The 23,392-nt window shown below is 74.0% G+C and carries 25 protein-coding genes; 8 read left to right on the plus strand and 17 right to left on the minus strand.

All coding sequences use genetic code 11. The annotated features are described in order from the left end of the window. Positions 1–27: 27 nt before the first annotated feature. The 3 genes from ACWDRR_RS38005 to ACWDRR_RS38015 all read left to right on the plus strand — a co-directional run bounded on the left by ACWDRR_RS38005 (position 28) and on the right by ACWDRR_RS38015 (position 2,245). Positions 28–1,224, plus strand: a complete 1,197-nt coding sequence (locus ACWDRR_RS38005; RefSeq protein ID WP_449776844.1) for a polysaccharide lyase — start codon at positions 28–30, stop codon at positions 1,222–1,224. 219 nt (positions 1,225–1,443) lie between these two features. Beyond that, positions 1,444–1,815 carry a DUF1330 domain-containing protein gene (locus ACWDRR_RS38010; protein WP_449776845.1) on the plus strand — a complete coding sequence of 124 codons (372 nt, stop codon included), beginning with the start codon at positions 1,444–1,446 and terminating at the stop codon, positions 1,813–1,815. A gap of 76 nt (positions 1,816–1,891) precedes the next feature. Beyond that, positions 1,892–2,245 carry a hypothetical protein gene (locus ACWDRR_RS38015; protein ID WP_449776846.1) on the plus strand — a complete coding sequence of 118 codons (354 nt, stop codon included), beginning with the start codon at positions 1,892–1,894 and terminating at the stop codon, positions 2,243–2,245. Between the two features lie 250 nt (positions 2,246–2,495). On the opposite strand, the gene ACWDRR_RS38020 is transcribed toward ACWDRR_RS38015, so the two are convergent. The 8 genes from ACWDRR_RS38020 to ACWDRR_RS38055 all read right to left on the minus strand — a co-directional run bounded on the left by ACWDRR_RS38020 (position 2,496) and on the right by ACWDRR_RS38055 (position 8,108). Then, positions 2,496–2,933: a VOC family protein gene (locus tag ACWDRR_RS38020; RefSeq protein WP_449776847.1), complete on the minus strand. Its 438-nt coding sequence runs from the start codon at positions 2,931–2,933 to the stop codon at positions 2,496–2,498. Between the two features lie 122 nt (positions 2,934–3,055). Next, a complete protein-coding gene (locus tag ACWDRR_RS38025; protein WP_449776848.1) occupies positions 3,056–3,478 on the minus strand; it encodes a hypothetical protein in 423 nt (140 codons plus the stop codon). Continuing rightward, the gene (locus tag ACWDRR_RS38030; protein WP_449776849.1) at positions 3,475–4,308 is read right to left on the minus strand and encodes a class I SAM-dependent methyltransferase; all 834 of its coding nucleotides are present in this window, start codon (positions 4,306–4,308) and stop codon (positions 3,475–3,477) included. Before ACWDRR_RS38030 ends, ACWDRR_RS38025 begins: the two co-directional genes overlap by 4 nt. Then, positions 4,305–5,084, minus strand: a complete 780-nt coding sequence (locus ACWDRR_RS38035; RefSeq protein WP_449776850.1) for a DUF2071 domain-containing protein — start codon at positions 5,082–5,084, stop codon at positions 4,305–4,307. Before ACWDRR_RS38035 ends, ACWDRR_RS38030 begins: the two co-directional genes overlap by 4 nt. 65 nt (positions 5,085–5,149) lie before the next feature. After that, positions 5,150–6,049: a DUF3419 family protein gene (locus ACWDRR_RS38040; RefSeq protein WP_449776851.1), complete on the minus strand. Its 900-nt coding sequence runs from the start codon at positions 6,047–6,049 to the stop codon at positions 5,150–5,152. Continuing rightward, complete coding sequence (locus ACWDRR_RS38045; protein ID WP_449776852.1) at positions 6,046–6,450, minus strand: DoxX-like family protein; 405 nt, start codon at positions 6,448–6,450, stop codon at positions 6,046–6,048. Before ACWDRR_RS38045 ends, ACWDRR_RS38040 begins: the two co-directional genes overlap by 4 nt. A gap of 491 nt (positions 6,451–6,941) precedes the next feature. Next, positions 6,942–7,451, minus strand: coding sequence for a hypothetical protein (locus ACWDRR_RS38050; RefSeq protein ID WP_449776853.1), 510 nt, complete (start codon positions 7,449–7,451; stop codon positions 6,942–6,944). A 255-nt stretch (positions 7,452–7,706) separates the two neighbouring features. Beyond that, positions 7,707–8,108, minus strand: a complete 402-nt coding sequence (locus tag ACWDRR_RS38055) for an RICIN domain-containing protein (RefSeq protein WP_449776854.1) — start codon at positions 8,106–8,108, stop codon at positions 7,707–7,709. 210 nt (positions 8,109–8,318) lie between these two features. Here ACWDRR_RS38055 and ACWDRR_RS38060 point away from each other — a divergent pair, with 210 nt between their 5' ends. Further along, positions 8,319–8,849, plus strand: a complete 531-nt coding sequence (locus tag ACWDRR_RS38060; RefSeq protein WP_449776855.1) for a hypothetical protein — start codon at positions 8,319–8,321, stop codon at positions 8,847–8,849. A gap of 146 nt (positions 8,850–8,995) precedes the next feature. On the opposite strand, the gene ACWDRR_RS38065 is transcribed toward ACWDRR_RS38060, so the two are convergent. From ACWDRR_RS38065 to ACWDRR_RS38080, 4 genes are all read right to left on the minus strand, one after another. Further along, on the minus strand, positions 8,996–9,283 hold the full coding sequence (locus tag ACWDRR_RS38065; RefSeq protein ID WP_449776856.1) for a hypothetical protein: 288 nt from the start codon (positions 9,281–9,283) through the stop codon (positions 8,996–8,998). Between the two features lie 328 nt (positions 9,284–9,611). Further along, positions 9,612–10,775 carry a serine hydrolase domain-containing protein gene (locus tag ACWDRR_RS38070; protein ID WP_449776857.1) on the minus strand — a complete coding sequence of 388 codons (1,164 nt, stop codon included), beginning with the start codon at positions 10,773–10,775 and terminating at the stop codon, positions 9,612–9,614. Between the two features lie 425 nt (positions 10,776–11,200). Further along, a complete protein-coding gene (locus ACWDRR_RS38075) occupies positions 11,201–11,743 on the minus strand; it encodes a HEAT repeat domain-containing protein (RefSeq protein ID WP_449776858.1) in 543 nt (180 codons plus the stop codon). A gap of 154 nt (positions 11,744–11,897) precedes the next feature. Beyond that, positions 11,898–12,548: a TetR/AcrR family transcriptional regulator gene (locus ACWDRR_RS38080; protein ID WP_449776859.1), complete on the minus strand. Its 651-nt coding sequence runs from the start codon at positions 12,546–12,548 to the stop codon at positions 11,898–11,900. Positions 12,549–12,687: 139 nt separating this feature from the next. On the opposite strand from ACWDRR_RS38080, the gene ACWDRR_RS38085 reads away from it, so the two are divergent. The 3 genes from ACWDRR_RS38085 to ACWDRR_RS38095 are packed head-to-tail and all read left to right on the plus strand — an operon-like array spanning position 12,688 to position 16,971. Next, positions 12,688–14,130: a purine-cytosine permease family protein gene (locus ACWDRR_RS38085; protein WP_449776860.1), complete on the plus strand. Its 1,443-nt coding sequence runs from the start codon at positions 12,688–12,690 to the stop codon at positions 14,128–14,130. A gap of 10 nt (positions 14,131–14,140) precedes the next feature. Continuing rightward, on the plus strand, positions 14,141–15,874 hold the full coding sequence (locus ACWDRR_RS38090; protein WP_449776861.1) for an amidohydrolase: 1,734 nt from the start codon (positions 14,141–14,143) through the stop codon (positions 15,872–15,874). Continuing rightward, positions 15,871–16,971, plus strand: coding sequence for a C45 family autoproteolytic acyltransferase/hydolase (locus tag ACWDRR_RS38095; RefSeq protein ID WP_449776862.1), 1,101 nt, complete (start codon positions 15,871–15,873; stop codon positions 16,969–16,971). The genes ACWDRR_RS38090 and ACWDRR_RS38095 overlap by 4 nt, the downstream gene beginning before the upstream one ends. A gap of 128 nt (positions 16,972–17,099) precedes the next feature. Here the strand turns inward: ACWDRR_RS38095 and ACWDRR_RS38100 are convergent, their stop codons facing one another. From ACWDRR_RS38100 to ACWDRR_RS38120, 5 genes are all read right to left on the minus strand, one after another. Then, positions 17,100–17,492, minus strand: a complete 393-nt coding sequence (locus ACWDRR_RS38100; RefSeq protein ID WP_449776863.1) for a hypothetical protein — start codon at positions 17,490–17,492, stop codon at positions 17,100–17,102. A gap of 39 nt (positions 17,493–17,531) precedes the next feature. Continuing rightward, a complete protein-coding gene (locus ACWDRR_RS38105; protein ID WP_449776864.1) occupies positions 17,532–18,128 on the minus strand; it encodes a catalase-related domain-containing protein in 597 nt (198 codons plus the stop codon). A 177-nt stretch (positions 18,129–18,305) separates the two neighbouring features. Further along, positions 18,306–18,947 carry a hypothetical protein gene (locus ACWDRR_RS38110; protein ID WP_449776865.1) on the minus strand — a complete coding sequence of 214 codons (642 nt, stop codon included), beginning with the start codon at positions 18,945–18,947 and terminating at the stop codon, positions 18,306–18,308. Between the two features lie 207 nt (positions 18,948–19,154). After that, entirely contained in the window at positions 19,155–19,496 is a 342-nt protein-coding gene (locus ACWDRR_RS38115) for a hypothetical protein (protein WP_449776866.1), read from the minus strand. Positions 19,497–19,525: 29 nt separating this feature from the next. After that, on the minus strand, positions 19,526–21,259 hold the full coding sequence (locus ACWDRR_RS38120) for a nickel/cobalt transporter (protein WP_449776867.1): 1,734 nt from the start codon (positions 21,257–21,259) through the stop codon (positions 19,526–19,528). A gap of 569 nt (positions 21,260–21,828) precedes the next feature. Between ACWDRR_RS38120 and ACWDRR_RS38125 the strand changes: the two genes are divergently transcribed. Further along, entirely contained in the window at positions 21,829–23,280 is a 1,452-nt protein-coding gene (locus ACWDRR_RS38125) for a DUF4331 domain-containing protein (protein ID WP_449776868.1), read from the plus strand. The last annotated feature ends 112 nt before the right edge of the window (positions 23,281–23,392 follow it).

Raw genomic sequence — 23,392 nt, forward strand, 5'->3', positions numbered from 1 at the left:
CCCGTCGACCGTCCCCTAAGGAACAGCATGCCGCTCCGCACGAGTGCGACGACCACCCGCAGCGCCCGCAGCGCCGGACGCATGGCCGGCGCGACGTCCGTCGTGCTCCTCACCTTCGGCGTGACCACGGCTCCGGCTGCCGCCGACGACTCCCGGTCGTACGACTTCGAGGCCGTCGCGGCCAAGGAATGGCCGTTCAGGGCCATCAACGGTGCCGGTCGCGTGAACACCGCTCCCGCGCCCGGGCGGTCCGGCACCGCGGCGAGGTTCAACGTGCCCGACGACGGGCACTCGTTCCGCTCCGAGCTCGCTCTCAAGGGCCTGAACGTGGGAACCCACCGCTTCGCCTTCTCCACCTACCTGCCGGGCGACTGGAAGCAGGTCGACGACGACATCATCGTCGCCCAGTGGTTCAGCACGCAGCCGGACGGCGAGGGCGTCAAGCCGGTCGTCGCGCTGGCGGTGCACGGCGGCGAATGGCGGCTCAAGGTGCACTGGCTCAAGGACCTGGCCACCTTCGAGGAGTACGAGTCCCGGATCCCGCTCGGCGCGGTGCAGGTCGGGCACTGGAACCGGTGGGCCCTGGACATCACCTGGTCCACCCCGTCCACGCCCGGTTCGATCACCGTGATCCGCGACGGAGTCCAGGTCGGCGCCCACCGCGGCGACAACAACTACCACCGCGGTGAGCCGCCGCACTTCAGAACCGGCGTCTACCGTCCGGCCTGGCGACCGGAGAAGGCGAGACACCCCTCCGGTGGGCCGGACATCGTGCTGTTCGTCGACGACATCGCCATCACCGCGGGGCCGGCGGGCGCGCCGGCCCCCGCGACACCGGCGCAGTCGGCTCCGGCACCCGGCACCGCGAGCCCGAACGCCACCGCCGCCAGGGCCGCCGGGGCCGCCGGGGCCGCTCCCGCCGCGCCCACGGTCACGGCCACCGCCGTCGCGGCCACCACCGCCGGGCCGGCGCCGACCGTCTCCACCGTCTCCACCGCCTCCGGGGCCACGTCCGCCTTGCCCTCGGCGAGCACCTCCGCCCCGGGAGCGGCGACCACGGCCCAAGGCGAGCCGTCGGCCGGGTCCGGCGCGGCCTCGCCCGCCGTCGCCTCCGAGTTGTCCGGCACGGGGGCGGGTACGGACATCGCGCTCGCCGCAGGCAGCGTCGCCGTCGTCGTCGGCACCTTCCTGCTCCGCCGCCGCAGGACGGGCCGGCACCGGTGAGGAGTGCCCCCGTCCGGCCGGCACCGGCACCGGCACCGGCACCGCTCGGGAGGTCCCAACGGGCAACGGCTCACACGGACCGGCGGGCCCGGGCTCGGGGCGGGCGACGGCCCTGCTGCACTTCGCCGGCGCGGCGGCCATTACTTCTGAGGTAATCGCACCGCCCGGCCTTTCCCGGCTACGGTCTGGTCCTCGCCCACCGGAACGAAGGAGCCCCCCGTGGCACCCGCTTACGGCTTCGCCCATCTCCGCAGCCGCCGCCATCACTCGGACATCATCGAGTACCTGGAGCGCATCCAGGCGACCCTCGACCCCTTCGCGGGCCGCTTCGTCATCCACGGTCCGCCGGCCGAGGTCGTGGAGGGGACGTGGCCCGGCTCCATGGTGCTGATCGAGTTCCCCGGCCTGGCCGAAGCCCGCGCCTGGTACGACTCCCCCGCCTACCGGGCCATCCTGCGTCTGCGCACCGACCACATCGAGGGTGACCTGCTGCTGATCGAGGGCGTCGGGCCGGACTACGACCCGGCCGAACGGGCCCGCACCCTGCGCACGGAAGCCGGGCGAGCGGGCCGGTCGGCCCCGCAGCCCTGACCGCCACCGCCCCCGGGCACCGGGGAAACCTCGGCGAGGCAGGTGTCCGCACCGCTTCGACGTCGTTGACCACGGCATGACGAACGTTCGTATCCTCTTCGCGACCGCCCTGCCGGCGGCCCTCGCCCTGAGCGCCGTGGCCACGCTGCCCGCGGCCGCGACCACACGCGGGGTCGACTCCCAGTGCGGCAAGTACATCTGCGTCATGACCGCCCACCACAACAGGTTCGTCCAGGACATCACCGTCAGCACCAGGGACGGCCTGCCCGGAACCTTGCGCGCCTACTGGGGCGACTACCGCTCCCCGAGGGTCAACGCCGCCTCCCACCGGTGGACCGTGGGCTACGAGCAGGCCGGGGCCAAACTCGTCTGCGGCGGCCTGGAACGGGACGGCCGCACCATCGAGGACGGCATCTGCGTCACCATCTGACCGCACCACCCGGGGACCGCCCCGGCATGGGCACTCGACGCTCCCATGCCGGGCGGAGCCTCCGGCCGGCGGGACAGCGGCCGAGCCCCTTGTCGGCCCCGCGCCCCTCGGACATCCGCCGGATTGGTCGAGGCCCTGGTGCTCGGCCCCTCGATGCCGCAGGCAGGTCACCGGGCACCCCCGGCATTGACCGGTCCGGTCGGCGAGGGGCTCCTCGTGCGGGCGCGCGGCCGGCTGGGCCGATCGGCCGTCAGTTCTTCTTCAGCTCCTCGGCGAGCATCACGATGATGCCGCTGGGACCGCGGACGTACGTGAGCTTGTAGACGTCCTCGTAGGTCGCCACCCCGCGAAGCGGACGGCAGCCGTGCTTCGCGGCCACCGCGAGGGCTTCGTCCAGGTTGTCGACCGAGAAGGCGACGCGGTGCATGCCGATCTCGTTGGGACGCGTGGGATCCGACTCGATCGCTTCGGGGTGGATGTACTCGAAGAGCTCGAGGCGACCGTGTCCGTCCGGCGTCTGGAGCATCGCGATCCTGGCGTGATTGCCGTCGAGGCCGACGGCGGTGTCGGTCCACTCGCCACTGACCGTGTCACGGCCGACGAGCGTGAGGCCGAGGTCGGTGAAGAACGAGATCGTTGCTTCGAGGTCGCGAACGGCGATGCCGACGTTCTCAAGCTTGATGGCCATGCGGTGCATGCTACCGAGCCGGGCCGGTCGGGCACGGCCGGCGAGGCCGCGGCCCGCGCGAGGAACCACCGGACGTCGCCCGGCCGTCGGCCGTGGAGCGTCCGCCGGGCGCCCGACGGACCCTAGAGCACCCGCCACAGGGCGAGCGCGAAGACCGCGGCCACCCAGGTCCACAGGACGGAGAGGCCGAGGTGCGCGGCGGTGCGCGCGGGGTCGCCCCGCCAGAGCTTCGGGGAGAAGACGGCGAACTCGAACAGCCAGCGCAGGCCCCAGAAGAGCGTCTGGCCGGCCAGGAGGGCGGTGCCCAGGCGGGTGCCGGCGAGGAGATCGGGCGCCAGGCAGAGCGGGAGCAGGCCGAGCAGGGCACAGGTCAGCGCGACGAAGAAGAGGTGGACGTAGGAGATCTGGCGGGTCAGCAGGCTGGTGCCGGTCAGGTCGGCGGGCCACCGGACGATGCGCGGCAGCACGGCGTGGAACAGGCCCATCCCGACCAGGGCCGCGCCGACCAGTCTCAACTGGGCTTCCAGGGTGAACAGTTGATTCATGCGACGGGGCTCCGGAAGGCGAAGGCGGTGATCAGCGTGGCGATCCGCCGTTCGGCGGCCGGGTGCAGCCCGGCCTCGGCGGCGTGGCGCAGCCAGGTGGCGCGCGGCTGGAAGTGCCAGGCGCCGGGGCCGTAGACGGCGGTGTTGGCGAGGTCGCGCAGGTGCTCGACCAGCAGGAGCGTGCCGCCGGGCCGCAGGACGCGGGCGGCTTCGGTGAACAGGGCGGTGCGGTCGGCGGGTCGGCGCAGTTCGTGGGCGGCGAGGACGGCGAGCACGGTGTCGAGCGAGCCGGTGGCGGCGGGCAGGGCGCCGGGGCGGGCGGGGAGGGTGCCGGGCGCGGGCGGGGCGTGGCGGCGGGCGCGCCGGATGGAGCCCTCGGTGGTCAGGTCGGGGTCGTAGAGGTCGGCCACGCGTTGCCGGGCACCGGGGTGGCGGGCCGCGACGGGGCGGCTGGCCTCGTCGAGTCCGGTGCAGACGACGAGGTGGTCGCCGGGGCCGGCGGGGAGCAGGTCGGGCAACCAGTCGTAGGTGTGGAGTGCGGAGCGGTCGTAGACGTGCCAGGTGGCGAGGGTGCTGGTGGTGAGGAGTGCGGCGGCGACGCTCGACACCGCGCGGGCGACGGCGGCGGGCCGGGCGGGGAGGTGGCGGGCCAGGAGCCGGCCGGCGACGCCGGTGGCCGCGCCGGCGGCATACATCGGCCAGTTGTAGCGGATCACCTCGCGGACGCCGGAGGGGCGTTGCGCGGGACCGGCGGGCCCGCCCGGGGACGTCACGGGGCGCGTCGCGGGTGTGGCGGACCGGTCCGCGGGCCCGGCGGGTCGGGCGGTCATCGCGGGGCTCCGTCGAGGGCGCGGCGGCGGCCGGCCTCCCAGCCGTAGTCGACGTCGGCGACGTGGAAGGCGTTGGCGAGGACGGGTCGGCTGCCGGCGAGGGGCCCGTGGTCGAAGAAGGTCAGCCGGGGCACCTCGACGGTCACCGGGACGGGGTCCCAGTGGGTGCGGGTGGCCTTGACGACGATCATGGAGCGGGTCCGGGGCTCGTACTCGAAGGTGTAGGGCAGCGGGCCGGCGAACCTGCGGGCGGCGCGGGCGTCGGCGAACGGGCTGCCCGGCGGCAGGGGTGCCGGCGTGCTCGCCAGGTCGGCGCGTACGTGCAGGTCGGCCTGGCCGTCGGAGCTGAGCACCTTGAACTCCAGGGTGGTGCCGAGCGTCCGGGTGCCGATCCTGGCGTGGCGGTAGTGGTAGCGGGAGAAGACGTTGCCGCCGGTGGCCATCAGCCGGTTGTCGGTGTCGGAGCGCAGGATCCGCAGTCCGCGCATGGTCCGTCCGCCCGGGGTGGGGAAGCGGGTGAAGACGCGGTAGCCGGTCAGGAGGAAGTCGCGGCCGAGGCGGGCGGGCAGGACGGCCGGGCGCAGGGCGCGGGTGTCGACGACGGCGGCGGCGACGAAGCCGTGGTGGGTGCCGGTCGGGTCGGTGTAGGTGTCGAGGGTGAGGCCGGGCGGGACGAGGGGCGCGAGGAGGCGGGGCGGGAGGGCGTAGGTGAGGACGAGGGAGTGCGCGAAGTGGGTGCGGATCGGGACGGGATGGCGTTGGAGCAGGTGTCGCACGGTCGACTCCGGTGGTGGGCTCGCGTGGTGTTCGGTGGTCGGTGGCGTTCAGGGCCCGGCGGTCGTCAGAGCCGGAGCACCCGGATGACGCCCCAGAGCAGGGAGCGGTCCTGGGAGGCGGCGCCGGGGCCGGCGGGGCCCGGTTCGCGGATGCTGCGCAGGACGACGGTGCCGGCGGGGCGTACGGCGTGGCGCACGGCGGCGCGGAGGCGGCGGGCGAAGGCCGGGCCGGGGCCGTCCAGGACGTTGGAGAGGGTGACGGCGTCGTAGTGGCCGGCCGGCGAGCGTTCGAGGTGGTCGAGGACGTCGCCGGCCAGCAGCCGGACCGGGGCCGCGGTGGGTGCGGTGGGCGTGCCGGGGAGTTCGCGGCCGAGGAGCAGACGCCAGGCGAACGGGTTGTCGGCGTTGGGGTGGCGGGCGAAGCCGCGGGCCAGGCGGGCGTGCAGGGCGGTGTCGAAGCGGCGGGGCAGGACGTCCCGGAAGGCGGGCCGGACGGCGGCGGCGAGCGTACCGGCCGGGCGCAGGGTCGCGGCGAGCAGCAGCCGCAGGCCGGGGCCGTCGAGGTGGCGGTGCCAGTGGCGGGCCTGGGCGGCCGGGTCGTCCAGCCGCAGGAAGCGTTCCAGGGCGGCCGGTCGCCAGGCCGGGAGGACGGCGGCCGCGGTCCGGCCGGCCGCGAGCAGGTGTTCCGCGGAGCCGGTGGTGGCGGGCGCGCCCGCGGTGAGCCGGGCGCGGGCGTACTCGAGTTGGACGGGGTTGAGGTCGATGGCGGTGACGTCGTACCCGGCGGCGGCCAGGGCGGCGGCGGTGTCACCGGCCGAGGCGATGCAGAGCACGCGGGCGCCGGGCGGGGGGAAGGCGGCGAGCTCGACGGCCGGGTCCTCGTACATGCGGCCGAACAGGACGCGGGGGCGGCGGGTCTGGAGGCTGAGCAGCCGGCCTTCGGTCCAGGGGGTGGCGGCGTTCACGCGGCGAGCGCGGTCGGGCGGGCGCGGTGACCGTGTGCCGCGGCGAGGGTCCAGACGAGGGCCAGGAAGGCGAGGTCCTGGACGACGAGGCGGCCCGGTTCGGGGATGCGGTCGGCGCCGAACAGCAGGCCGCCGGTGTTGAACCCGACGACCAGCAGGGTCTGGACGAGCGCGGCGAGCCGGGGCCGGCGCCCGGTGAGCACCCAGGCGCCGAGGGCCAGCTCGGCCAGGCCGATGGCGATCAGCAGCGCCGTCACGGCGCTCTCGGGCAGGAGCGGCAGGCCCTCCACGATGGCGCGCTGGTCGGCGCGGCCGGGGAAGATCTTGCACCAGAGGCCCTCGTAGCCCCACATCAGGGCGACCGCGGAGGCGGCGAGCCGGGTCTGCCAGGGTGTCAGCACGGCGGACGGTCCTTTCTGCCGCTGCCGGGGCGTGGGCGCGCCGGGGCAGGGCGGGGCACGGCGGGGCCGCCCGAATCCCGTGGTCAGGGTCGAGGGGCTCCCGTTCGGCATCATCATGGCGCACGACTTTGAACACGTTCAACTAGGGGTCGGTAGAGGCATGAGACACCGGAGCGGCCGGGCCGGCGGCGGGCCCCTGCGTTCCCGGCGGCGCGCACCGCGAGGCGTTCTTCCCCGGGACCGGAAGCGGGGCGCCGAGGACGGCCGATGCCTCGGGCTCGCCGCCGATCGCCCCGAGCACGGCCGCGCAGTGCACGCGGAGCCGGTCGTGGTCGTCGTCCGAGAGCCCCCGCGGGCATGGCGGCGTGCCCGCCGCGGCGGGTCCACGAGCGGGCGCGGGTCCGCTGACGCACGCCGCCCCCGGTGCCGGGTGGGCACCGGGGGCGGCGGGGCGGGTGCGGGTACTCCAGGCGGTCACCCGCGGCGGGGCGTTACTGCCAGGCGCGGTTGACCGCGGCGCGCGCGTCGCCGAGGTACTGCTGGTAGGTGCCCAGGTGCCAGGCCGCCCAGGAGGCCCAGCCGCGGCCGGTGCCGTCGTTGTCGATCGCGTAGGCCTTGCGGGCCGACCAGCCCATGTCCTGCCAGTTCTCGGCGGTGACGATCCCGGCGTCGTGGCCGTGGACGTCGGGGTACCAGCGCTCGTTGATCTGCCAGGCACCGAGGTCCTTGGTGCCCGGGTCGGGGTCGGTGGGGAGGTTGGTGTGGACGGCCAGACGGTTGCAGCCGGACTCGGCCATGGCGATCGCCACGGCGTAGATCGCGTCGTCGTTGCGGCCCTCGCCGGACTTGTCCTTCGCGAAGCCCGCCAGCTTGGCCTCGCGGGCACAGGCGTCGATGCCGCTCTGGTCGCCGGCGGCGTTGGCGGTGAAGGTGGGCGAGATGAGACTGAAGGCCAGCACGGCGACCGAACCGGTCAGCAGGGCACGGGTCTTGCGCAGCACGCGGGTTCTCCCTTTCGGCGACGGCCCGGGGTCGGGCCGGGGTATGGGGAGGACGCTAGGCAGCACGGGTAGACAGACCGTCAACACGTCGTAGACGACCGGTCCGCGCAGGGGGCACCGTCCCCCCACCAGGGCGAGCGCCCGGCGAAGGCCGGTACGGGCTTGACCTGCCCGGCCGGCAACCCGGGCCGGCCGCGATGCCCGGTGAGCACGTCGGTCCCCCGGCCCGGTGAGGGCCGGGGGACCGAGTGCGGGTCAGCCGGCGGGGTCGAGGGCCCACCGCTGGTTCGCCTGACCACCCGAGGACCACTGGACCACCGGGGTCTCGTCGTCCGGGTTCCCGCCGGCGACGTCGAGGACGAGGCCGCTGTTGAAGTTCACGACGGCCATGGTGGTGCCGTCGACATTGACCTTCCCCCAGCGCTGGTTGGCGCCGCCGTGACAGGTCCACTGGCCGACCGCCACCCCCTGCGCGGTGCTCCAGCCCGGCACCTCCAGGCACTTGCCGCTGTACACGTTGACGACGAAACCGTCACTGACCCGCCCCTGCTGGGCCGTGTCACCGCACCACGCGGACTGACGCACCGGCGCACCGTCGTCGATGCGGAAGTCCACGACCCCCAGGCACTTGCCCGTCGCGGAGTTCTGGAACGCCACCGCGGAGTCGGCCGACAGCGGGACGTAGGACGGGTTGCAGGTACCTCAGAACACTTCTGAGGCCGTGTCAGAACGCCGGTCGCGCCTCCTCGCGCCCGCTGCCCTCACGTCGACGTCCCAGCTGCCACCGGGACGCTCGCGACCGGCACCCGGCCGCACCCGCCCGGAACTCCGGTGCGTGGGCGGGAGCGCCCGGGCATTATGGTGATCATGACGAACGACGGGACGGGCCCCGAACCCCTGGGCCTCTGCGTGGTGGCCAACGTGGCGCGGGTGACCACCCACGGCGACGGTGGCCGCGAACTCCGGGTCGGTCTGAGGCACTTCGCCCCGGGCGCCAAGGTCTGGATCGCACCTCCACGCTGGGACCCGTGGGACCCGGGTGTGACCGTGGTCGGCCGTCACCGGGGCAACCACCGCCGCTACGTCGCGGTCGTCGTCCAGCGCCGCTTCCTGGAGGACCTGCGGGTCCGCGGCGTCTACAGCCCGACGCTGCTGGCCAAGCTCGGCGGCGGCTGGAACGCCGACGTGGCCGAGGAGTTCGCACGGTTCTGGGGCACTCCGAGACTGGAGACCCGGGTCGAGATCGGCGGACGGCTGCGCTGGGTCCCTCCGGTCCTCGACCCCCCGCCCTTGGAGCTGGAGCACGAGGGCGCGGTCTACCACCTGTCCGGCTCCGACACCGGACACGCCCGCTACTCGGCCCAGCCGCCCCCGTGGGTGCGCCCCCGGCGGGGCTGAGCCCGCCGCGGCCCCTCGCGGCTCCGCCCGAACGTGGGAGGGGGACAGCGGTCGGGGCGGCGCGCCGGGGGTCAACCGGCGCTCCGCGCCTGCCCGTTCGGTCGTGCCGCCCGCGAGCGGATCGCGCGCTCCGGGGACGTCCGGCGCTACTCCCAGACCCCGGAGCAGCTGTAGCCGGTGGTCGACCTCTCCGGCCCGGTTCTGATGTGGAAGCTCGTGATGTGCCCGTGGCAGATGCTGCCGTCGGGCTTGACCTCCAACAGCCTCGCGTCGACGAGGAGACGATTGACGTCCCGCCCCTCGGCCTCGGTGATGCGCTGGAGGAACTCACGCGGTGCCTTGTGGAACTCGTCCCAGTCCTCCTTGGTGAACTCGACCTCCCAGAACTCGATCTGGTGGTCCTCCTCCTGGTACCTGGGCACGAACTTGGCCATGGTTGATCACCCCGCACTCGTGAACGGTCCCGCAGTTCCAGGCTTCCGCTCGCGGACTCTCCCTGCAACTGGGGTCACACGGGGTCACCGGCGAGCGCCGCCGCTTCGGGATCCGCCGGCCGGCCCGGTGCCGGACACACCGGGGACGGGCGCGCGCCGGCCGGGGTGAGCCGGGTGCGGGCGCGAACCCTCCGGTTGCCCGCTGTGGCGGTGCAACCGGAGGACGCCGGCGGTCCGACCCGGGCATCCCCGACCGGCGGCCACCGGACTGCCGGCCCCGGCGGGTTCCGGCGAGTCCCGGCGGGTCCCGGCGGCCCGGGCCGTCGCCTCAGTCAGCCAGCAGCGCGCAGACGAAGTCCTCCTGGACGTCCCGGAGTTCGGCCAGCAGGTCCGGGGTGTTGGTCTGGTTCACCTGCGTGGTGACCGAGAAGGCCAGCGAGCGGCTGCCGTCCGGGGTGCCGACCGCCAGCTGGGTGTAGCCGGCCGTGTTGCCGGTGTGGCCGTAGACCACGCCGCACCGGGTCGTGTAGCGGAAGATCGCCAGCCCGGCTTCGTTGCGGCCGGGTCCGGCGGGCTCGGAGGCGCCGTCGACGAAGGTGAGCTGCTGCTGTCGGACGGCCGGCGCGATCAGCCGGCCGCCGGCGTACCCGCCGATGAACCTCGCCAGGTCGTCCGGCGTGGAGACGATCCCGCCGGAGGCCCATGCCCCGGAGGCGCCGAACAGCGTGCTGACGTCCTCGGGCGCGGCGGGGGGCTGGACGGCGTAGCCGTGCAGATACGGCCGGGGCAGGCGGTAGCCCGACGGAAGGCTGGTCTCCCGCAGGTCGAGCGGACGGTAGACCACCGTGCGCAGCAGCTCCTCGTAGCTGCGGCCGGAGGCGGCCTCGGCCATCAGGGCGACCGCGATGTTGTCCGAGTTGGAGTACGCGTAGCGGGAGCCCGGGGTGAACTCCAGTGCCTGCCCGGCGACGAAGTCGAGCAGGCAGTGGGGGTCGAACTGGTGGTGCGGGTCGGCCTGGAGGATCTCGCGGAACTCCGTCGAGCCGCTGTAGTCCGGCAGCCCGCTGGTGTGGTTGAGCAACTGGCGCAGCGTCACCGCACCCCAGGCGGCGGGCAGCGTCGGCAGGCGCTCGGCCAGCGTGTCGTCCAGTCCGAGCAGGCCCTGGTCGACCAGGCCGAGCGCCACCGCTCCGCTGAAGGCCTTGGCCGCACTGGCGATGCGCATGTGGTCGGTCGACCGCGGCGGCCGGCCGGTCCCCACCTCGGCCACGCCCGCCCGGAGCACCTCCTGGTGCGACCCGTGCCGGAGCACGGCGATGACCCCGGGCGGGCCGTCCGCCCGGGCGACCAGCTCCTGCAGACGCCTTTGCAGCCGGGCGTCGTCGTGCGCCTGGCCGGCCTGCGCGGGGACGGTGCCGGGCGCGAGGGTGAACACGGAGGCGGCGGTCAGCACGGCGAGCAGCGGGCGGAGGCGCGAACGTGTCAGCGGCATGGGGAGCTCCTGGGGGCGGGGCCGGCGGGTGGGGCGGTACGGGCACCGCCCGCCCCACCGCATCACCTGCCGCACCCGGGGCACCGCCGACCGGCCGGAGCCGTCACCCGGCCGGGGCAACACCCCCGCGACCGATCGGAGCAGCAACCCGGCTCCTCGCCCACCCTTCCGGCCCGTTCCCGATTATCGTCCTTCCGACGATAATTGTTATCGTCCATCTGACATTAAAGAGGACCGCCCACCACCTGGAGAATGCCGTGCAGGACCGGCTCCGATGCGACACCGTGTTGTGGAAAGTGCCGTCCTGCTGAGCCGATGGAGACCTTGGAGAAGCCCCATCACCCCGGCGAGGAAGGCACTTTCGTGTTTCCGATCACGATCCGGCGACTCCCGCAGGTGAACCCCGCAGGCTGAGGGCTGTCCCGCTACCCGGGCGCGTGTGGGGCGGTCCGGTCGTAGATGGCCCCTCCGGGGATGAACCAGCTGGCCTTCTTCCGGACGGCCGGGCTCGGGTCCTGGGCGCAGGACGCCCGCAGAGCGGCGATGGCTCGGGCATCGGCATGGGCGAACTTGCCGACGAGCTCGGCGGCCCGTGCCCGGACCCCCGGGTCGGGGTCGGAGGCCAGGTGCCGCAGTGCGGGTCCGAGCACCCGGTCCGCGTCCGGTGCGCAGGTGTCGCCCTTGCACCGATCGCAGGCCAGGGCGTGGAACGCCGCGATCCTGACCCGGGCGTCGGGATCGTCGGCCATGGTGATGAGCAGGCCCATGGACTCCGTGTCGACCAGGTGGTCCAGAAGTCGGCAGCAGCCCTCGCGGACGGCCGCGTCTTCGTGGGACAGGCCGGCGCGGACGGCGCCGAGCGCATCCTCCTTGCGCCGCAGCAGCTCCCAGTAGGCCGCCACGGTGCGGTGCGGGTCACCCAAGCACGAGACGAGGGCTTCGTTGTCGGTCCTGACGAATCCGAGCATGGCCTCAGTGTCGAACCACGCGACACGACCGGGCAAAGGGATTTCGCCTCGGCGGAGGGGAGTGCGCCCCGCCATGCCGAGGGCCCTGGGGACCGTACTTCTCCGCGCCCCCACCCGCACCCATGCCGGCCCCGAGCCCCCCCACCCGCACCCGTCAGTCGCTGTCGCTGTCACTCTCGCTGTCGCGCAAGGTGCCCGGGGCGAGGCCGAGTTCGCGTTCCGCCGTGGTGAAGACGAGTGCTTCGAGCGCGGGGTGGGTGAACAGCGGCTCGTCGTTCGCGTAGGCGCCGAGCCCGTCGATCGCCACCAGGATGACCAGGCACGCGCCGAGCGCGTCGTCGGAGACGAAGTCGCCGGCGCGCACGCCGTCCTCGATCACCGCGGTCAGGGTGTCGCGCATGATCGCCTCCTGCTCGGCGACCACGCGCCGCAGGTTCGGGCGGTAGCGGGAGAGGTGCCGGGCGTTGAGCCACAACCTGCCGAGGTCGACGAAGTCCTCGCCGTCGAGGCGGTGCAGCAGGCGGCTCAGCCGCCGGACGGGCGGCAGGCCGGCCTCGGCCGGCGGGAGGAGGGCGTCACGCTCACCGCTGACCGCCCGGGCGAAGGCCTCGCACAGCAGGTCGTCCACGGTCGCGAAGTAGTGGCCGATCAGCCCGGGTCGCACCCCGAGCTCGTCGGCGACGAGCTGCATCGTGGTGCGCTCCAGTCCGCGCTCCAGGGCGAGCCGGGCGGCGGCCTGCAGGATCTCGGTCCGCCGCTCCTCCGGGGTCTTGCGGGTCCGTGCGGCCCGAGGGGTTGACGTCATGCGGAACACACTATTGGATGTCGCACCAACAGCCTATTGGTGTCGACATCAATAAGACTGGGTCTCCTTGGTCGCACCCTCCCGGTCCGCTCGGTCACCGGGGCCGGTGCCGCCGTCTCCCCCACCGAAGGAACCCGCCATGGAGTGTTCTACGACCGACCCCGTCGTGGCCGCGACCCCACCCGGACAGGACCGCGTCGGCTCCCCCGAGAGCCGCGGCATCGACTGCGTGCCCGACGCCGAGCGGCACGGCAGGGCCCGGGAACTCTTCGCCCTCTGGGCCGCGCCGAACGTGAGCTACCTCAGCTTCGTGGTCGGGGGGACGCTGGTCCTGATGGGCCTGACGCCGGCCGAGGCGCTGGCCGTCACCGTCGCCGGCAACCTCTTCTGGCTGCTGACCGGGTTCATCGCCGTCAGCGGCCCCGCCGCCGGCACCTCCGGCTCCGTGATCTCCCGCGCCATGTACGGCGTCGTCGGCAACAGGGTGATCGTCGCGGTCACCGGGTGGCTGATCGCCTCGCTCTACCTCGCGCTGAACTGGTCGGCGGCCTCCGTGGCCGGCCTCGGCCTGACGAGCCGCCTCGGCCTGCCCGACTCCCCCGGCCTGGACGCCGTGGTGGTCTGCCTGATCGCCGGCGCGACCATCCTCGTCGCGATCTTCGGGCACGCGACCATCGTCCGCCTGTACGGCGCACTGAGCATCCTGCTCACGGTGGTGTTCGTCGCCCTGAGCCTGCTGGTCCTCGCGCACACGGACTGGTCGTACGCGCCGGCCGACCCGCCCACCGGGTTCGGACACCTCGTCGTCCTGGCGTCGGGCTTCACCATCGTCGCCTCCGCGCCGCTGTCCTACGCCAACAGCCCCGACCTCTCCCGCTACCTGCCGCGCACCACCGGCCGGAGGGCCGTCACGCTGTGGACGGCGGCCGGCGGGTTCCTGCCGAGCGTCCTGTTCACCGCGATCGGCACCCTCGCGGCCACCACGCTCGACATGAACGACCCGCAGACCGCGCTGGAGAGCATCATGCCGTCGTGGTTCGTCCCCGTCTTCGTCACCGCCGTGGTGCTGAACACCGTCGCCAACAACGGCATCACCGCCTACAGCTCCGGGCTGTCGATGCAGTCCATCGGCGTGCGGCTGCACCGCGTGGTCGCCGTGCTGGTCGTCGGTGTCATCGGCACCGCCATGACGCTCTTCGCCCTCCTGGTCTTCGACTTCCTCACCGCCGTCAACACCATGATGGAACTGGTCGTGGTGATCACCGGCCCGTGCATGGCCGTCTACGCCACCGACATCGTCCTGCGGCGCAACCGCTACGACGGCGAACAGCTCCACGACCAGAGCCGCACCAGCCCCTTCTGGTACCGCGCCGGCGTCAACTGGGCCGGCGTGCTCGCCACGCTCGGCGGCGGCGTCGCCGCGACGCTGTGCGCGAGCTCCACCTCCTGGGCCGGCCCGCTCTCCTCGGCCATGGACGGTCTCAACCTCGCCGTACCCGTCGGCGTCGTCGGCGCGGCGGCCCTGTACTGGGCCCTGTCCCGCGCCCTCGGCACCCTGCCCCCCACCACCGCCCAGCACTGAAGGACCGACCATGAACGCCGACCTCATCCTGCACGTGGCACGGATCGAGAACTTCGACCCCGCGCCCGGCCCGGCCACCGACACCGTGGTCGCCGTCCGCGACGGCAGGATCGTCGCCGTCGGCGGCGACGAAATCCCGTCCCGGTGGTCGGGCGCCGGCACCGAGGTGCTGGACTTCCCCGGCGCGACCCTGACCCCGGGGCTGACCGACGCCCACGCCCACCCGGTATGGGGGGCGATCGAGACCGGCACCGGCCTGGACCTCGACGGCCTCACCACCGCCGACGCGGTGCACGCCCACATCGCGGCCCGGCTCGCGGACCGCCACCGCACGCACGGGGACCACGCCGGCTGGGTCACCGGGTTCAACCTCGACATCAACGTCTTCGACGGCGAACCCACCGGCCACCGCCTGGGGCAGCACTTCCCCGGCGTGCCGGTCTCGCTCATGACCCGCGACGCGCACTCCCTCGTCGTCAGCCCGGCCGTGATCGACCTCGTCGGCCTCACCGGCGCCGAGACCTTCGACGACAACTCCCGGGTCGCCACCGGACCGGACGGGCGGCCCACCGGCTTCATCGTCGAACTCCAGGCCATGGACCTCGTCTTCGCCCACTACCCCGCCGTCCCGCTCCCCGTGGCGGCCGGGCACGTCGCCGCCCGCCTGCGCGAGTTCGCCGCGACCGGCCTCACCGGCCTGCACGCACTGGACTTCACCGCGCCCTCCGAGGAGGTCTACCGGCTGATCGAGGCCGACGGCGACCTTCCCCTGCGGGTGCGCTGCTCACCGCTCGTACCGGCCGACTCCACCCGCGCCGTCTGGGAGGGCGTCGCCGCCCAACAGGCCCTCGCCGGACGCCGCTGGCACGTGGCGGGCGCCAAGTTCATGCTGGACGGCACCGCCGACAACGGCTCCGCCTGGTTCGAACACCCGGACCTCCTCGGGCAGAACCGCCGACCGCTCTGGACGAACGTGGAGGGCTACCGCGAGGCCGTCCGGTTCTTCACCGAGCGCGACATCCCCACCGCCACCCACGCCATCGGCGACCAGGCCGTGCGCACCGCGCTCGACGTGATCGAGGAGACCGGCCACGCCCCGTCCGCCCCGCACCGGATCGAACACCTCGAGTCGATCCCCGACGACCTGCTCCCGCGCTTCGCCGCCCTCGGCGTCGTCGCCGGCCTCCAGCCCGCCCACGCCACCCGGATGACCAGCGCCGACCAGAGCGACAACTGGTCCCGGCGGATCGGCCCGCAGCGGGTCGCCCACGGCTGGCGCACCCGGGACCTGCTCGACCACGGTGCCGTGGTCGCACTCGGATCGGACTGGCCGATCGGCGTGGCCGACCCGCGCGCCGGCCTCGCCGACGCCCAGCTGCGCCGACCGGTCGACGAGCCGGACACCGCCCCCGTGCAGCCCGGGCAGCGGATCACCGCCCGGGAGGCCTACGCCGGAATGACGCACGCCCCGGCCGCGGCCGCGGGCAGCGCCGCAACCCTCGGCCGGATCGCACCGGGCTACCTGGCCGACCTCACCGTGTTCGCCCGCAACCCCCTCGACCTGACCCCCGAACAGCAGGCCGCCAACCCCGTCCTCGCCACCGTCGTCGACGGCTCCGTCCTGCACCACGCCACCCGGCCGCAGCGCACCTCCCACCCCGGGCACGCCACCTCGCCCCGGCCCGGCACCCCACCCCAGCAGACCGCGCAGTCCCAGCGCACCACCCAGGAACGGACCCCGTGACCACAGTGCCCTTCCCCCGCCCCGCCCACCGCCCGCACGTGACCGTCGACGCCGCCGATCCCCACCTGCGCGGACGGTCCCGGGGCCGCCGGCTCGCCGAGGGGCTGCACGAGGCACTCGACGGCTACGACCGCCTCTTCACCCTCGCCGGCATCCGGCCGACGACCGTCCGCGACGACGCCGACCGCTCCCTCGACGCCATCGACGCCTTCCGCCCGGCCCTGCGCGCACAGATCGAGGGCATCGCCGACGGAGCCGCCGTCGAACCCTGGCGGATCGCCGCGCTCAACGCCCGCACCGAGATCCTCGCCCGCAGCCGGGTCGTCCCGCCCGGCGAGTGCTCCACCATCGTGCGGCGCCTGCCGACCGCCACCGGGGCCACCACCCCCGTCGGCGTGCAGACCTGGGACTGGCACGTCGAGCTCAGCTCCGCCTGGCACACCGTCGACAGCGCCGGCGGCGACCACCGGTACGTCGGCATCACCGAGCACGGCATCCTCGCCAAGATCGGCGTCAACAGCGCCGGGCTCGCGCTGCACTTCAACATCCTCGGCCACCGGGACGACCGCGCCGGCGGCATACCCGTCCACGTCCTCGCCGCACTCGTCCTCGAGGAGGCCGAGAACACCCGGCACGCCCTGGAGATCCTGCGCGCCGCGCCCCTCACCTCGTCCGGATCCTTCACCCTCCTCGACCAGGAGGACGCCCTCCTCCTCGACCTCAGCCCGGCGGGGATCTTCGAGGCCCCCGAAGTCTCCCCGGGGACGCTCCTGCGCACCAACCACTTCCTCACCGCCGTCCCCGCCGAGCACGAGAAGACCTGGCTCTACCAGCCCGACTCCGGCGAGCGCCACGCCTTCCTCCGCGACCGGATCGCGGGTCGGCCCGCCGAGCGGGCGCAGGACCTGGTCGAACACCTGGTGACCGGCCCCGGGGAGCCCCCGGTCACCTGTCTCCCCGACATGTCCGGCCCGACGGGCCGGCGCTGGGCCAGCCTGGCCACCGTCCTCCTCGACCCGGCCGCCCGCACCGCCCGCGTCCTGGACGGCACACCGGCCGAGCACACCACCCGCCCCTGGCGCACGCTGCGCGCCTGACCGCAGCACGGTCCGCCGCGCGGCAGCCCGCCGGGGCGCTCCGGACCCCGCGCGTCACACGTACCGGCGTGGCGCCCGGGGTCCGGGGGCAGCCCGGACCCCGGGCGGCCCGGCGAGCGACGCTCGGCCTACGTCCTGGCAGCGTTGCGCTGCCACCACGAGCCGTCCCTCTCGAGCTCTTCCAGCGCTCGGGAGCGCCGTTCGATGTGGTCGAGGAACTCGGCCGGCAGCCTGACCCCGTGGTCGAGCACGTAGTGGGCGAGACCTTCCGGCCAGAGGTAGTGGCCGTCGGTGAGGTCGCGGGAGCCATTGGCGCGCGAGCACAGCCTGCACCTCGACGCGCCCATCCAGTTCCCGGCGACCAGCCCGTGCGCCAGATAGTCCGCGACCCACAGCCGCTGCGCCTCGTCCCAGTCGGGATCGACGAGGCCGGCGGGGTCCGGCAGCGTCCGGTTCTCCGGCGTCCCCCAGAATCCGAGGAGTCTGACCGGTCGGTCGGCGGCTTCGGTCGGCTCAAACATGCCCGCACGCTCTCACGGTGACGGCTACGGAGTCACCTCTCACCGTCCGGCGCCGCCCCCGGGACCACGCCCGACCGGGCGGCGCGCTCGTTCCTGCCATGGTCTCGCCGGCTTCGCCGACCGTGGACCGGGCCTCGACCGGCGCGGCCGGGTGCGCCGGACGGCGAGGTCCTCGGCGAGCGGCTCGCCGGTGGGGGCGACGAGCAGCGGGAGGAGTCCGGCCCTGCGGGCGGCGTCGCGGACGTGGCGGACGGCGTCGAGGTCGCTCGTGGCGTCGGCGACGATGCCGACGACGCGGCCGGTGGTCGGCCAGGTCGCGCCGGTCTGGGAGAGCGCGGGGCTCGGGGTGACGTCGGCATGCGCGGACGCTCCCGGTTCGGGGGCGGGCAGGCCCAGGCCGGTGGCGACCTCGGCGCACGGAGCCGCGTCGATGTTCGCCAGTACCGTCAGCGCCCGCTCCTTGACGGTCTGCTCGTAGACCTTGGAGAGTTCGAAGGTGTAGGCGGCGATGACGTGTTCGCGTTCCACCGGGCTGAGGCTGAGCCAGAACAGCCTCGGTTGGCCGAAGTGGTCGTCGAACGACGCGGGCGCCACCCGGACCTTGGTCGCCGCCTCCACCGGTGTCGGGAACTCCACGTGGGCGTGCTCGGCGGCGCCGGCGAAGAACGGGCAGCCGCCGTCCAGCGAGTTCTACTTGTACGGGGCGACGCCGGTGTGCGCGGCGCGGGGCCCCTGCCCGCCGTGGCAGGGGCCTCGCGCGCACCGGGTGCCGGCCGGTCGGTGGAGTCAGAGGAGTCAGAGGAGTCAGTGGAGTCAGTGGAGGGGACCGCAGAGGGCCGGTGCGGTGGCCTCCTGGGGAAGCATCGGGTTGAGTTCGCTGGCGCCCAGGACGGCGTCGTACTTGCCGTTCTTGTTGTAGTCGATGCCGTGGACGACGACGACGGCGTTGTCCCGGCGGACCTGTTGGGCGACGTCGTCGGTGATGGCGATGGTGCGGGAGTAGGTGTAGGTGCCGGCGGAGGGGAAGCGGTCGACGGCCAGGGCGCTGCCCGGGCTGGTGTCACCGGTGGTGGTCAGTGAGGTGCCGATGGCGCCGTAGGCCGCCAGACCGTCCGTGGTGGAGGTGGCGAGGTGGCCGTTGTGGAGCCGGGAGGCATCGGCGGTGGGGCACTCGCCCGACCCCTTGACGTGAATGTGCATGGCGTGCGGGGCGTGGTTGAGCAGGCCCCGCACATGGATGGTGATCTTCGCCTGGTGTCCGTGCAGGACGACGGTGGCGGTGCCGATGCCCTGGACCCGGTTGTTGGCGACGGGCACCAGCAGGGCGTACGTGAAGGTGTTGCGCTGATCGCGGTCGGCGGCCGATCCGTGGGCGGAGTCGGCGAAGGCGGTGGTGGCCACGCCGAAGGGCAGGACGAGTGCCGCGAGGGCGGCGGGAACGAGGAGCTTCCGCATCGGGACGCTCCCTTCTGGGAGTGGGACGAGCGCGACGGCACCGGGGCGGTGCACGCGTGCGGCCTTCGATCGGGCCGCCGGTTCGGGCTTCGTCGGCCCGGCCGTCGCACGCTTCTACCAGTCATTCGCCACCACCCGCCCGTTCGGACGGGTCGGTCCGAGGATCTCTCCCGGCGCCGCCGCCGGCCGACGGCGGCGCAAGACGGGCTATGCGACGGCGACGTGGCTCGGGTCGCCGCCGAGCGCCACGTACAGCTCCGTCCACCGGCGGTCGGTGTCGGTGGCCGGCTTGCCGTCGCAGAAGGCCTTGGTGCCGTTGGCCGTGTAGAAGCGCATCATCTCCAGGACCGACCTCGGGTCGGAGTTCTCCCGGCCCGTGTACCTGCGGCCGGGGCTCTGGTGCTGGTGCTGGATGCAGGTGGCGGACGGCGCGGCGTCCTGGGAGTCGAATCCTCCGTCGGACTCGGCGCCGCAACCGGCCACCAGCACGGTGGTCACGGCGGCGAGGAGGACACCACGGGCGGCTCGGCGCGGGCTGGGTGCGTGCATGTCGGTCGACCTCCGGGGACGAGAGGGTTTCAGAGTGTGGAGGGCAGGCTGCGGACCACCAGCCCGACGCCCACCCCGAGGATCAGCAGCGCGGTCAACAGGGCGGTGTGCGGGGCGAGTCGGCGCAGCCGGCCGATCACCGCGCCGTCCGCCGCGCCCGCGATCCGGTCGCCGAGGCGGACCAGGAGCAGGCCGACCGCGGTGAGGGTGGCGGCCATGCCCAGCCCGTAGGCGACCACCAGGGCCGCTCCGAAGAGGGTGCGACCCAGGGCGATCGCGCCCAGCAGGACCACCAGCGCGGACGGGCTCGGGACCAGGCCGCCGGCGATGCCCAGACCGATCAGTCCACGTCGGCCGGGGGCCGGGTGGTGGTGATGGTGGCCCCCGAAGAGGCCGTGCCGATGGGTGTGTTCGTGTTCCTGGCCGTGGTGCCGGGCGGCGGACCCGCCGCCGTGGTCGTGGTGGTGGTGCTCGTGCTCGTCGTGGCGATGCGGGTGGGGGTGGTCGTCGTGAGAGCCGTGCGGATGCGGGTGCGCGTGGTCGTGGTCGTGGTCATGGTCGTGAGGACCGTGCGGGTGCGGGTGCGCGTGGTCGTGACGGAGTGCCGGCACCGCCGCGACGGCCGCGCGTGCGCGTTGCCTCGGTGGCACGGCCACCTCCTGCGCGTGCCCCCGGGCGGCGGCCGGCCCCGGTCCGCCGCCGGCGCGTCGTACCGCGTCGCGCAGCAGGGCGGCACCGACGAGGGCGACCAGGGCACCGCTGACGACGCCCAGCCAGCCGAGCAGGACGTCACCCGCCAGCGAGGAGAACGCCGTCAGGCACAGCCCGATGACCAGGACACCCGCCGTGTGCGTCAGCGTCACGGTGGCTCCGACCGTCACCGCGTCGCGGGTCCGGCCACGCCGCCCGGCCAGGTAAGCGGCCATCACCGTCTTGCCGTGCCCGGGCAGAAGCGCGTGCCCGGCGCCCAGTACGACCGAGAGCAGCACGGCGAGCAGGCCGACCGGCAGGGTGAGGTGCCGGGCCGCGCCGAGGTCGGCCAGGCGGGAGTCGAGGCCGACGAGCCAGGCCGTGGGCCCCCGGGCGGCGCCGCCCGGGTCCCCGGTCCCGGCCGCGGACACCGCAGCCCCGCCGGGGAGGACCCGGAACTGCGCCCGGGTGACTCCGCTGGGACTGTTCAGCAGGTCGCGGGGGTAGTCCCGGAGCTCGTCGGAGACCGACCGCGCCGGGACGTCCGACGGGTCGAGGGTCGTCCCCTCGCCCCGGGCGGTGATCTCGTTCCAGCCGACCCGGCCGGGATCGCTCCCGCTGGCGACCAGCACGGTGGTGCCACCGGGCGGGACGCGGAGTGCGGAGTCGAGGACGCACTGCAGCCGGCCGGTCCGCAGACCCGCCGACCCGTCCTCGTAGCGGAACTGCGCCGACCGCGTGTTCCACCGCACCGGCGCGGACCGGTCCGCGGTCACCTGCAGCCGCTGCGCGGTCCGGGAGCACTGCTCGGCCGCCCAGGAGGCCCGCTCGGCGTCATCGGCCGTGCCGTCACCGTTGCGGTCGACCTGCGGTTGTTCCTGGAGCGTCGGGATCTCGGCGGCGTCGGTGACGGCGAGGACCTCGATGCCGTCGGGGCGGACGGTGAAGCCGAGGTAGTGGTTGAGCGAGAAGTTCCCCAACGGGTGTGCCTCGGCGGGGGCCGCGAGGCCGAGCAGGCAGAGCGCGCCGGCCACCCCCGTGCCCGTCCGAATCAGGAATCGCGGGAGCAGCACGTCATGTCCTCCGGAGGGATCACGGGTCGGCCGTGGCCATGGGAGAAGCCATGGAAGACAGACGGCCGGACGGGGAGTTGAGGGCGGAGAGCCCGACGGGTAACCCTGGCGGCCGCTGCGGCGAGCGGCGGTTCACCACTCCGGCCCGGGTCGTGGCATCACCCGCACGGGGCATCGGCCTGGGACGCACGTTCGCACCGACCGCACCGGCCGTCCCCGGCTGACCCGTTGTGCCGTCCCGTCGGGTGGCACGGGCCTCACCCCTCCCCGCGCTCCCGGTGTGCCCGCACCACTGGGCCCTTGTTGCACAGGATGCGCAACTACACATCCCCAGCAATGACTTGTGGCGCGCCGGGTCCGGCACCGTGGAGGGGACGCGGGGGGTACCCCCGGCCGGGTGGTACCCCTGCGCCGTGCGGGTGAGCGGAGCAAGCCACCCCCGCCCGGCTCGCGAAGGCACGACGGGATCCGGTTCACAGTGCCCATGCGGCTGCCCACCGGACCCCTCCCCCGAAGGCCCAGACGGCCCGGGGCGGATGCCGTCCCCACGAAAGCGAGACACCCGCCAGATGAACAACACCACCCGCCCACCTGCCCGCAAGCGCTCCACCGCCCGCAACGCGGCGATCCTCACGGCCATGAGCCTCGCCCTGGCCTCGACCGCGCTCCTCGGCGCCGGTGCCGGCGTCAGCACCGCGTCCAGCCACCGCGAGGCTCCCCTGATCGCCGCCGACCCCCAGGTCGACAACACCGACGTCTACGCCTTCACCAGCCCCGACAACCCCGACACCGTCACCCTGGTCGCCAACTGGCTGCCCTTCCAGGAGCCCAACGGGGGCCCCAACTTCTACCCCTGGGCCGACGGCGCGCACTACGACATCAACATCGACTCCCAGGGCACCGGCCGCCCCGACGTCACCTACCGCTGGACCTTCCACACCGAGGACCTGCGCGGCACCAACACCTTCCTCTACAACAACGGCGTCGTGAACAACCTGACCGACAAGACGCTGCTCTTCCGGCAGTACTACACGCTGCAGGAGCTGCGCCCCGACTGCGACCCGGTCACCCTCGTCGCGCACGGCACCGCCGCGCCCTCCGACACGGGCCAGGCCTCCATGCCGGACTACGGCCGGCTCCGGGACCAGGCCACCGTCCAACTCCCGGGCGGCGGGAGGACGGTGGCCACCCAGGCCGCCGACCCGTTCTTCCTCGACCTGCGCGTCTTCGACCTGCTCTACGGCGGCAACCTCTCCGAGGTGGGCCAGAACACCCTCGCCGGGTACAACGTCAACTCGCTGTCCATCCAGGTGCCCAAGAGCCGCCTCGCCTACAAGGGCGACCCCGGCCGCAACCCCGTCATCGGCGTCTGGTCCAGCACCGAGAAGCAGAGCCTGAAGCTCACCCCCGCCGCCCAGAAGCCCACCGGCCCCTACGTGCAGGTCTCCCGGCTCGGCAACCCGCTGGTCAACGAGGTCGTGCTGCCCGCCGGCCTCAAGGACGCCTTCAACTCCCTCCCGCCGTCCGAGGACCACAACCAGCCCGCCGTGGTCGCCAAGGTCCTGAACCCCGAGGTGCCGCAGCTGATCCAGGCGATCTACGGCCTGCCGGCGCCCGCCACCCCGCGCACCGACCTGCAGGAGATCTTCCTCACCGGCATCGCCAAGGCCGCGAACGGCCCGCTCGCGGTGGACCTCAACTCCCAGCTGATGAACCAGGACATCGACGTGTCGAGGTTCGTGCCCGCCGAGGAGCTCCGGCTCAACATGTCGACTCCGGTCACCGCCAAGCCCGACCGGCTCGGCGTCCTCAACGGCGACTTCCAGGGCTTCCCCAACGGCCGCCGCCTGACCGACGACGTCGTCGACATCGCCCTCCAGGTGATGGAGGGCGCCACGCCCGGCCACCTCATCCCGGCGCTCGCCGCCGGCGACAAGGTCAACACCGCCGACAAGCCGTTCGGCACCGCGTTCCCCTACCTCGCCACCCCGTACGCCAAGGCCGTCAACCAGCCCAACTGATCGCCCGTCCCCCGGGTGGCCCCCCCGCGGGCGGGCGCCCCCCCCCCCCCCCCCCCCCCCCCCCCCCCCCCCCCCCCCCCCCCCCCCCCCCCCCCCCCCCCCCCCCCCCCCC

It is taken from the genome of Kitasatospora sp. NPDC003701, from assembly GCF_053587085.1.

Coding starts and splice junctions, on each gene's coding strand:
- ACWDRR_RS38005 (WP_449776844.1), top strand. CDS start 28: ATGCCGCTCCGCACGAGTGCGACGACCACCCGCAGCGCCCGCAGCGCC.
- ACWDRR_RS38015 (WP_449776846.1), top strand. CDS start 1,892: ATGACGAACGTTCGTATCCTCTTCGCGACCGCCCTGCCGGCGGCCCTC.
- ACWDRR_RS38020 (WP_449776847.1), bottom strand. CDS start 2,933: ATGGCCATCAAGCTTGAGAACGTCGGCATCGCCGTTCGCGACCTCGAA.
- ACWDRR_RS38025 (WP_449776848.1), bottom strand. CDS start 3,478: ATGAATCAACTGTTCACCCTGGAAGCCCAGTTGAGACTGGTCGGCGCG.
- ACWDRR_RS38030 (WP_449776849.1), bottom strand. CDS start 4,308: ATGACCGCCCGACCCGCCGGGCCCGCGGACCGGTCCGCCACACCCGCG.
- ACWDRR_RS38060 (WP_449776855.1), top strand. CDS start 8,319: ATGACGAACGACGGGACGGGCCCCGAACCCCTGGGCCTCTGCGTGGTG.
- ACWDRR_RS38065 (WP_449776856.1), bottom strand. CDS start 9,283: ATGGCCAAGTTCGTGCCCAGGTACCAGGAGGAGGACCACCAGATCGAG.
- ACWDRR_RS38070 (WP_449776857.1), bottom strand. CDS start 10,775: ATGCCGCTGACACGTTCGCGCCTCCGCCCGCTGCTCGCCGTGCTGACC.
- ACWDRR_RS38075 (WP_449776858.1), bottom strand. CDS start 11,743: ATGCTCGGATTCGTCAGGACCGACAACGAAGCCCTCGTCTCGTGCTTG.
- ACWDRR_RS38080 (WP_449776859.1), bottom strand. CDS start 12,548: ATGACGTCAACCCCTCGGGCCGCACGGACCCGCAAGACCCCGGAGGAG.
- ACWDRR_RS38085 (WP_449776860.1), top strand. CDS start 12,688: ATGGAGTGTTCTACGACCGACCCCGTCGTGGCCGCGACCCCACCCGGA.
- ACWDRR_RS38090 (WP_449776861.1), top strand. CDS start 14,141: ATGAACGCCGACCTCATCCTGCACGTGGCACGGATCGAGAACTTCGAC.
- ACWDRR_RS38100 (WP_449776863.1), bottom strand. CDS start 17,492: ATGTTTGAGCCGACCGAAGCCGCCGACCGACCGGTCAGACTCCTCGGA.
- ACWDRR_RS38110 (WP_449776865.1), bottom strand. CDS start 18,947: ATGCGGAAGCTCCTCGTTCCCGCCGCCCTCGCGGCACTCGTCCTGCCC.
- ACWDRR_RS38115 (WP_449776866.1), bottom strand. CDS start 19,496: ATGCACGCACCCAGCCCGCGCCGAGCCGCCCGTGGTGTCCTCCTCGCC.
- ACWDRR_RS38125 (WP_449776868.1), top strand. CDS start 21,829: ATGAACAACACCACCCGCCCACCTGCCCGCAAGCGCTCCACCGCCCGC.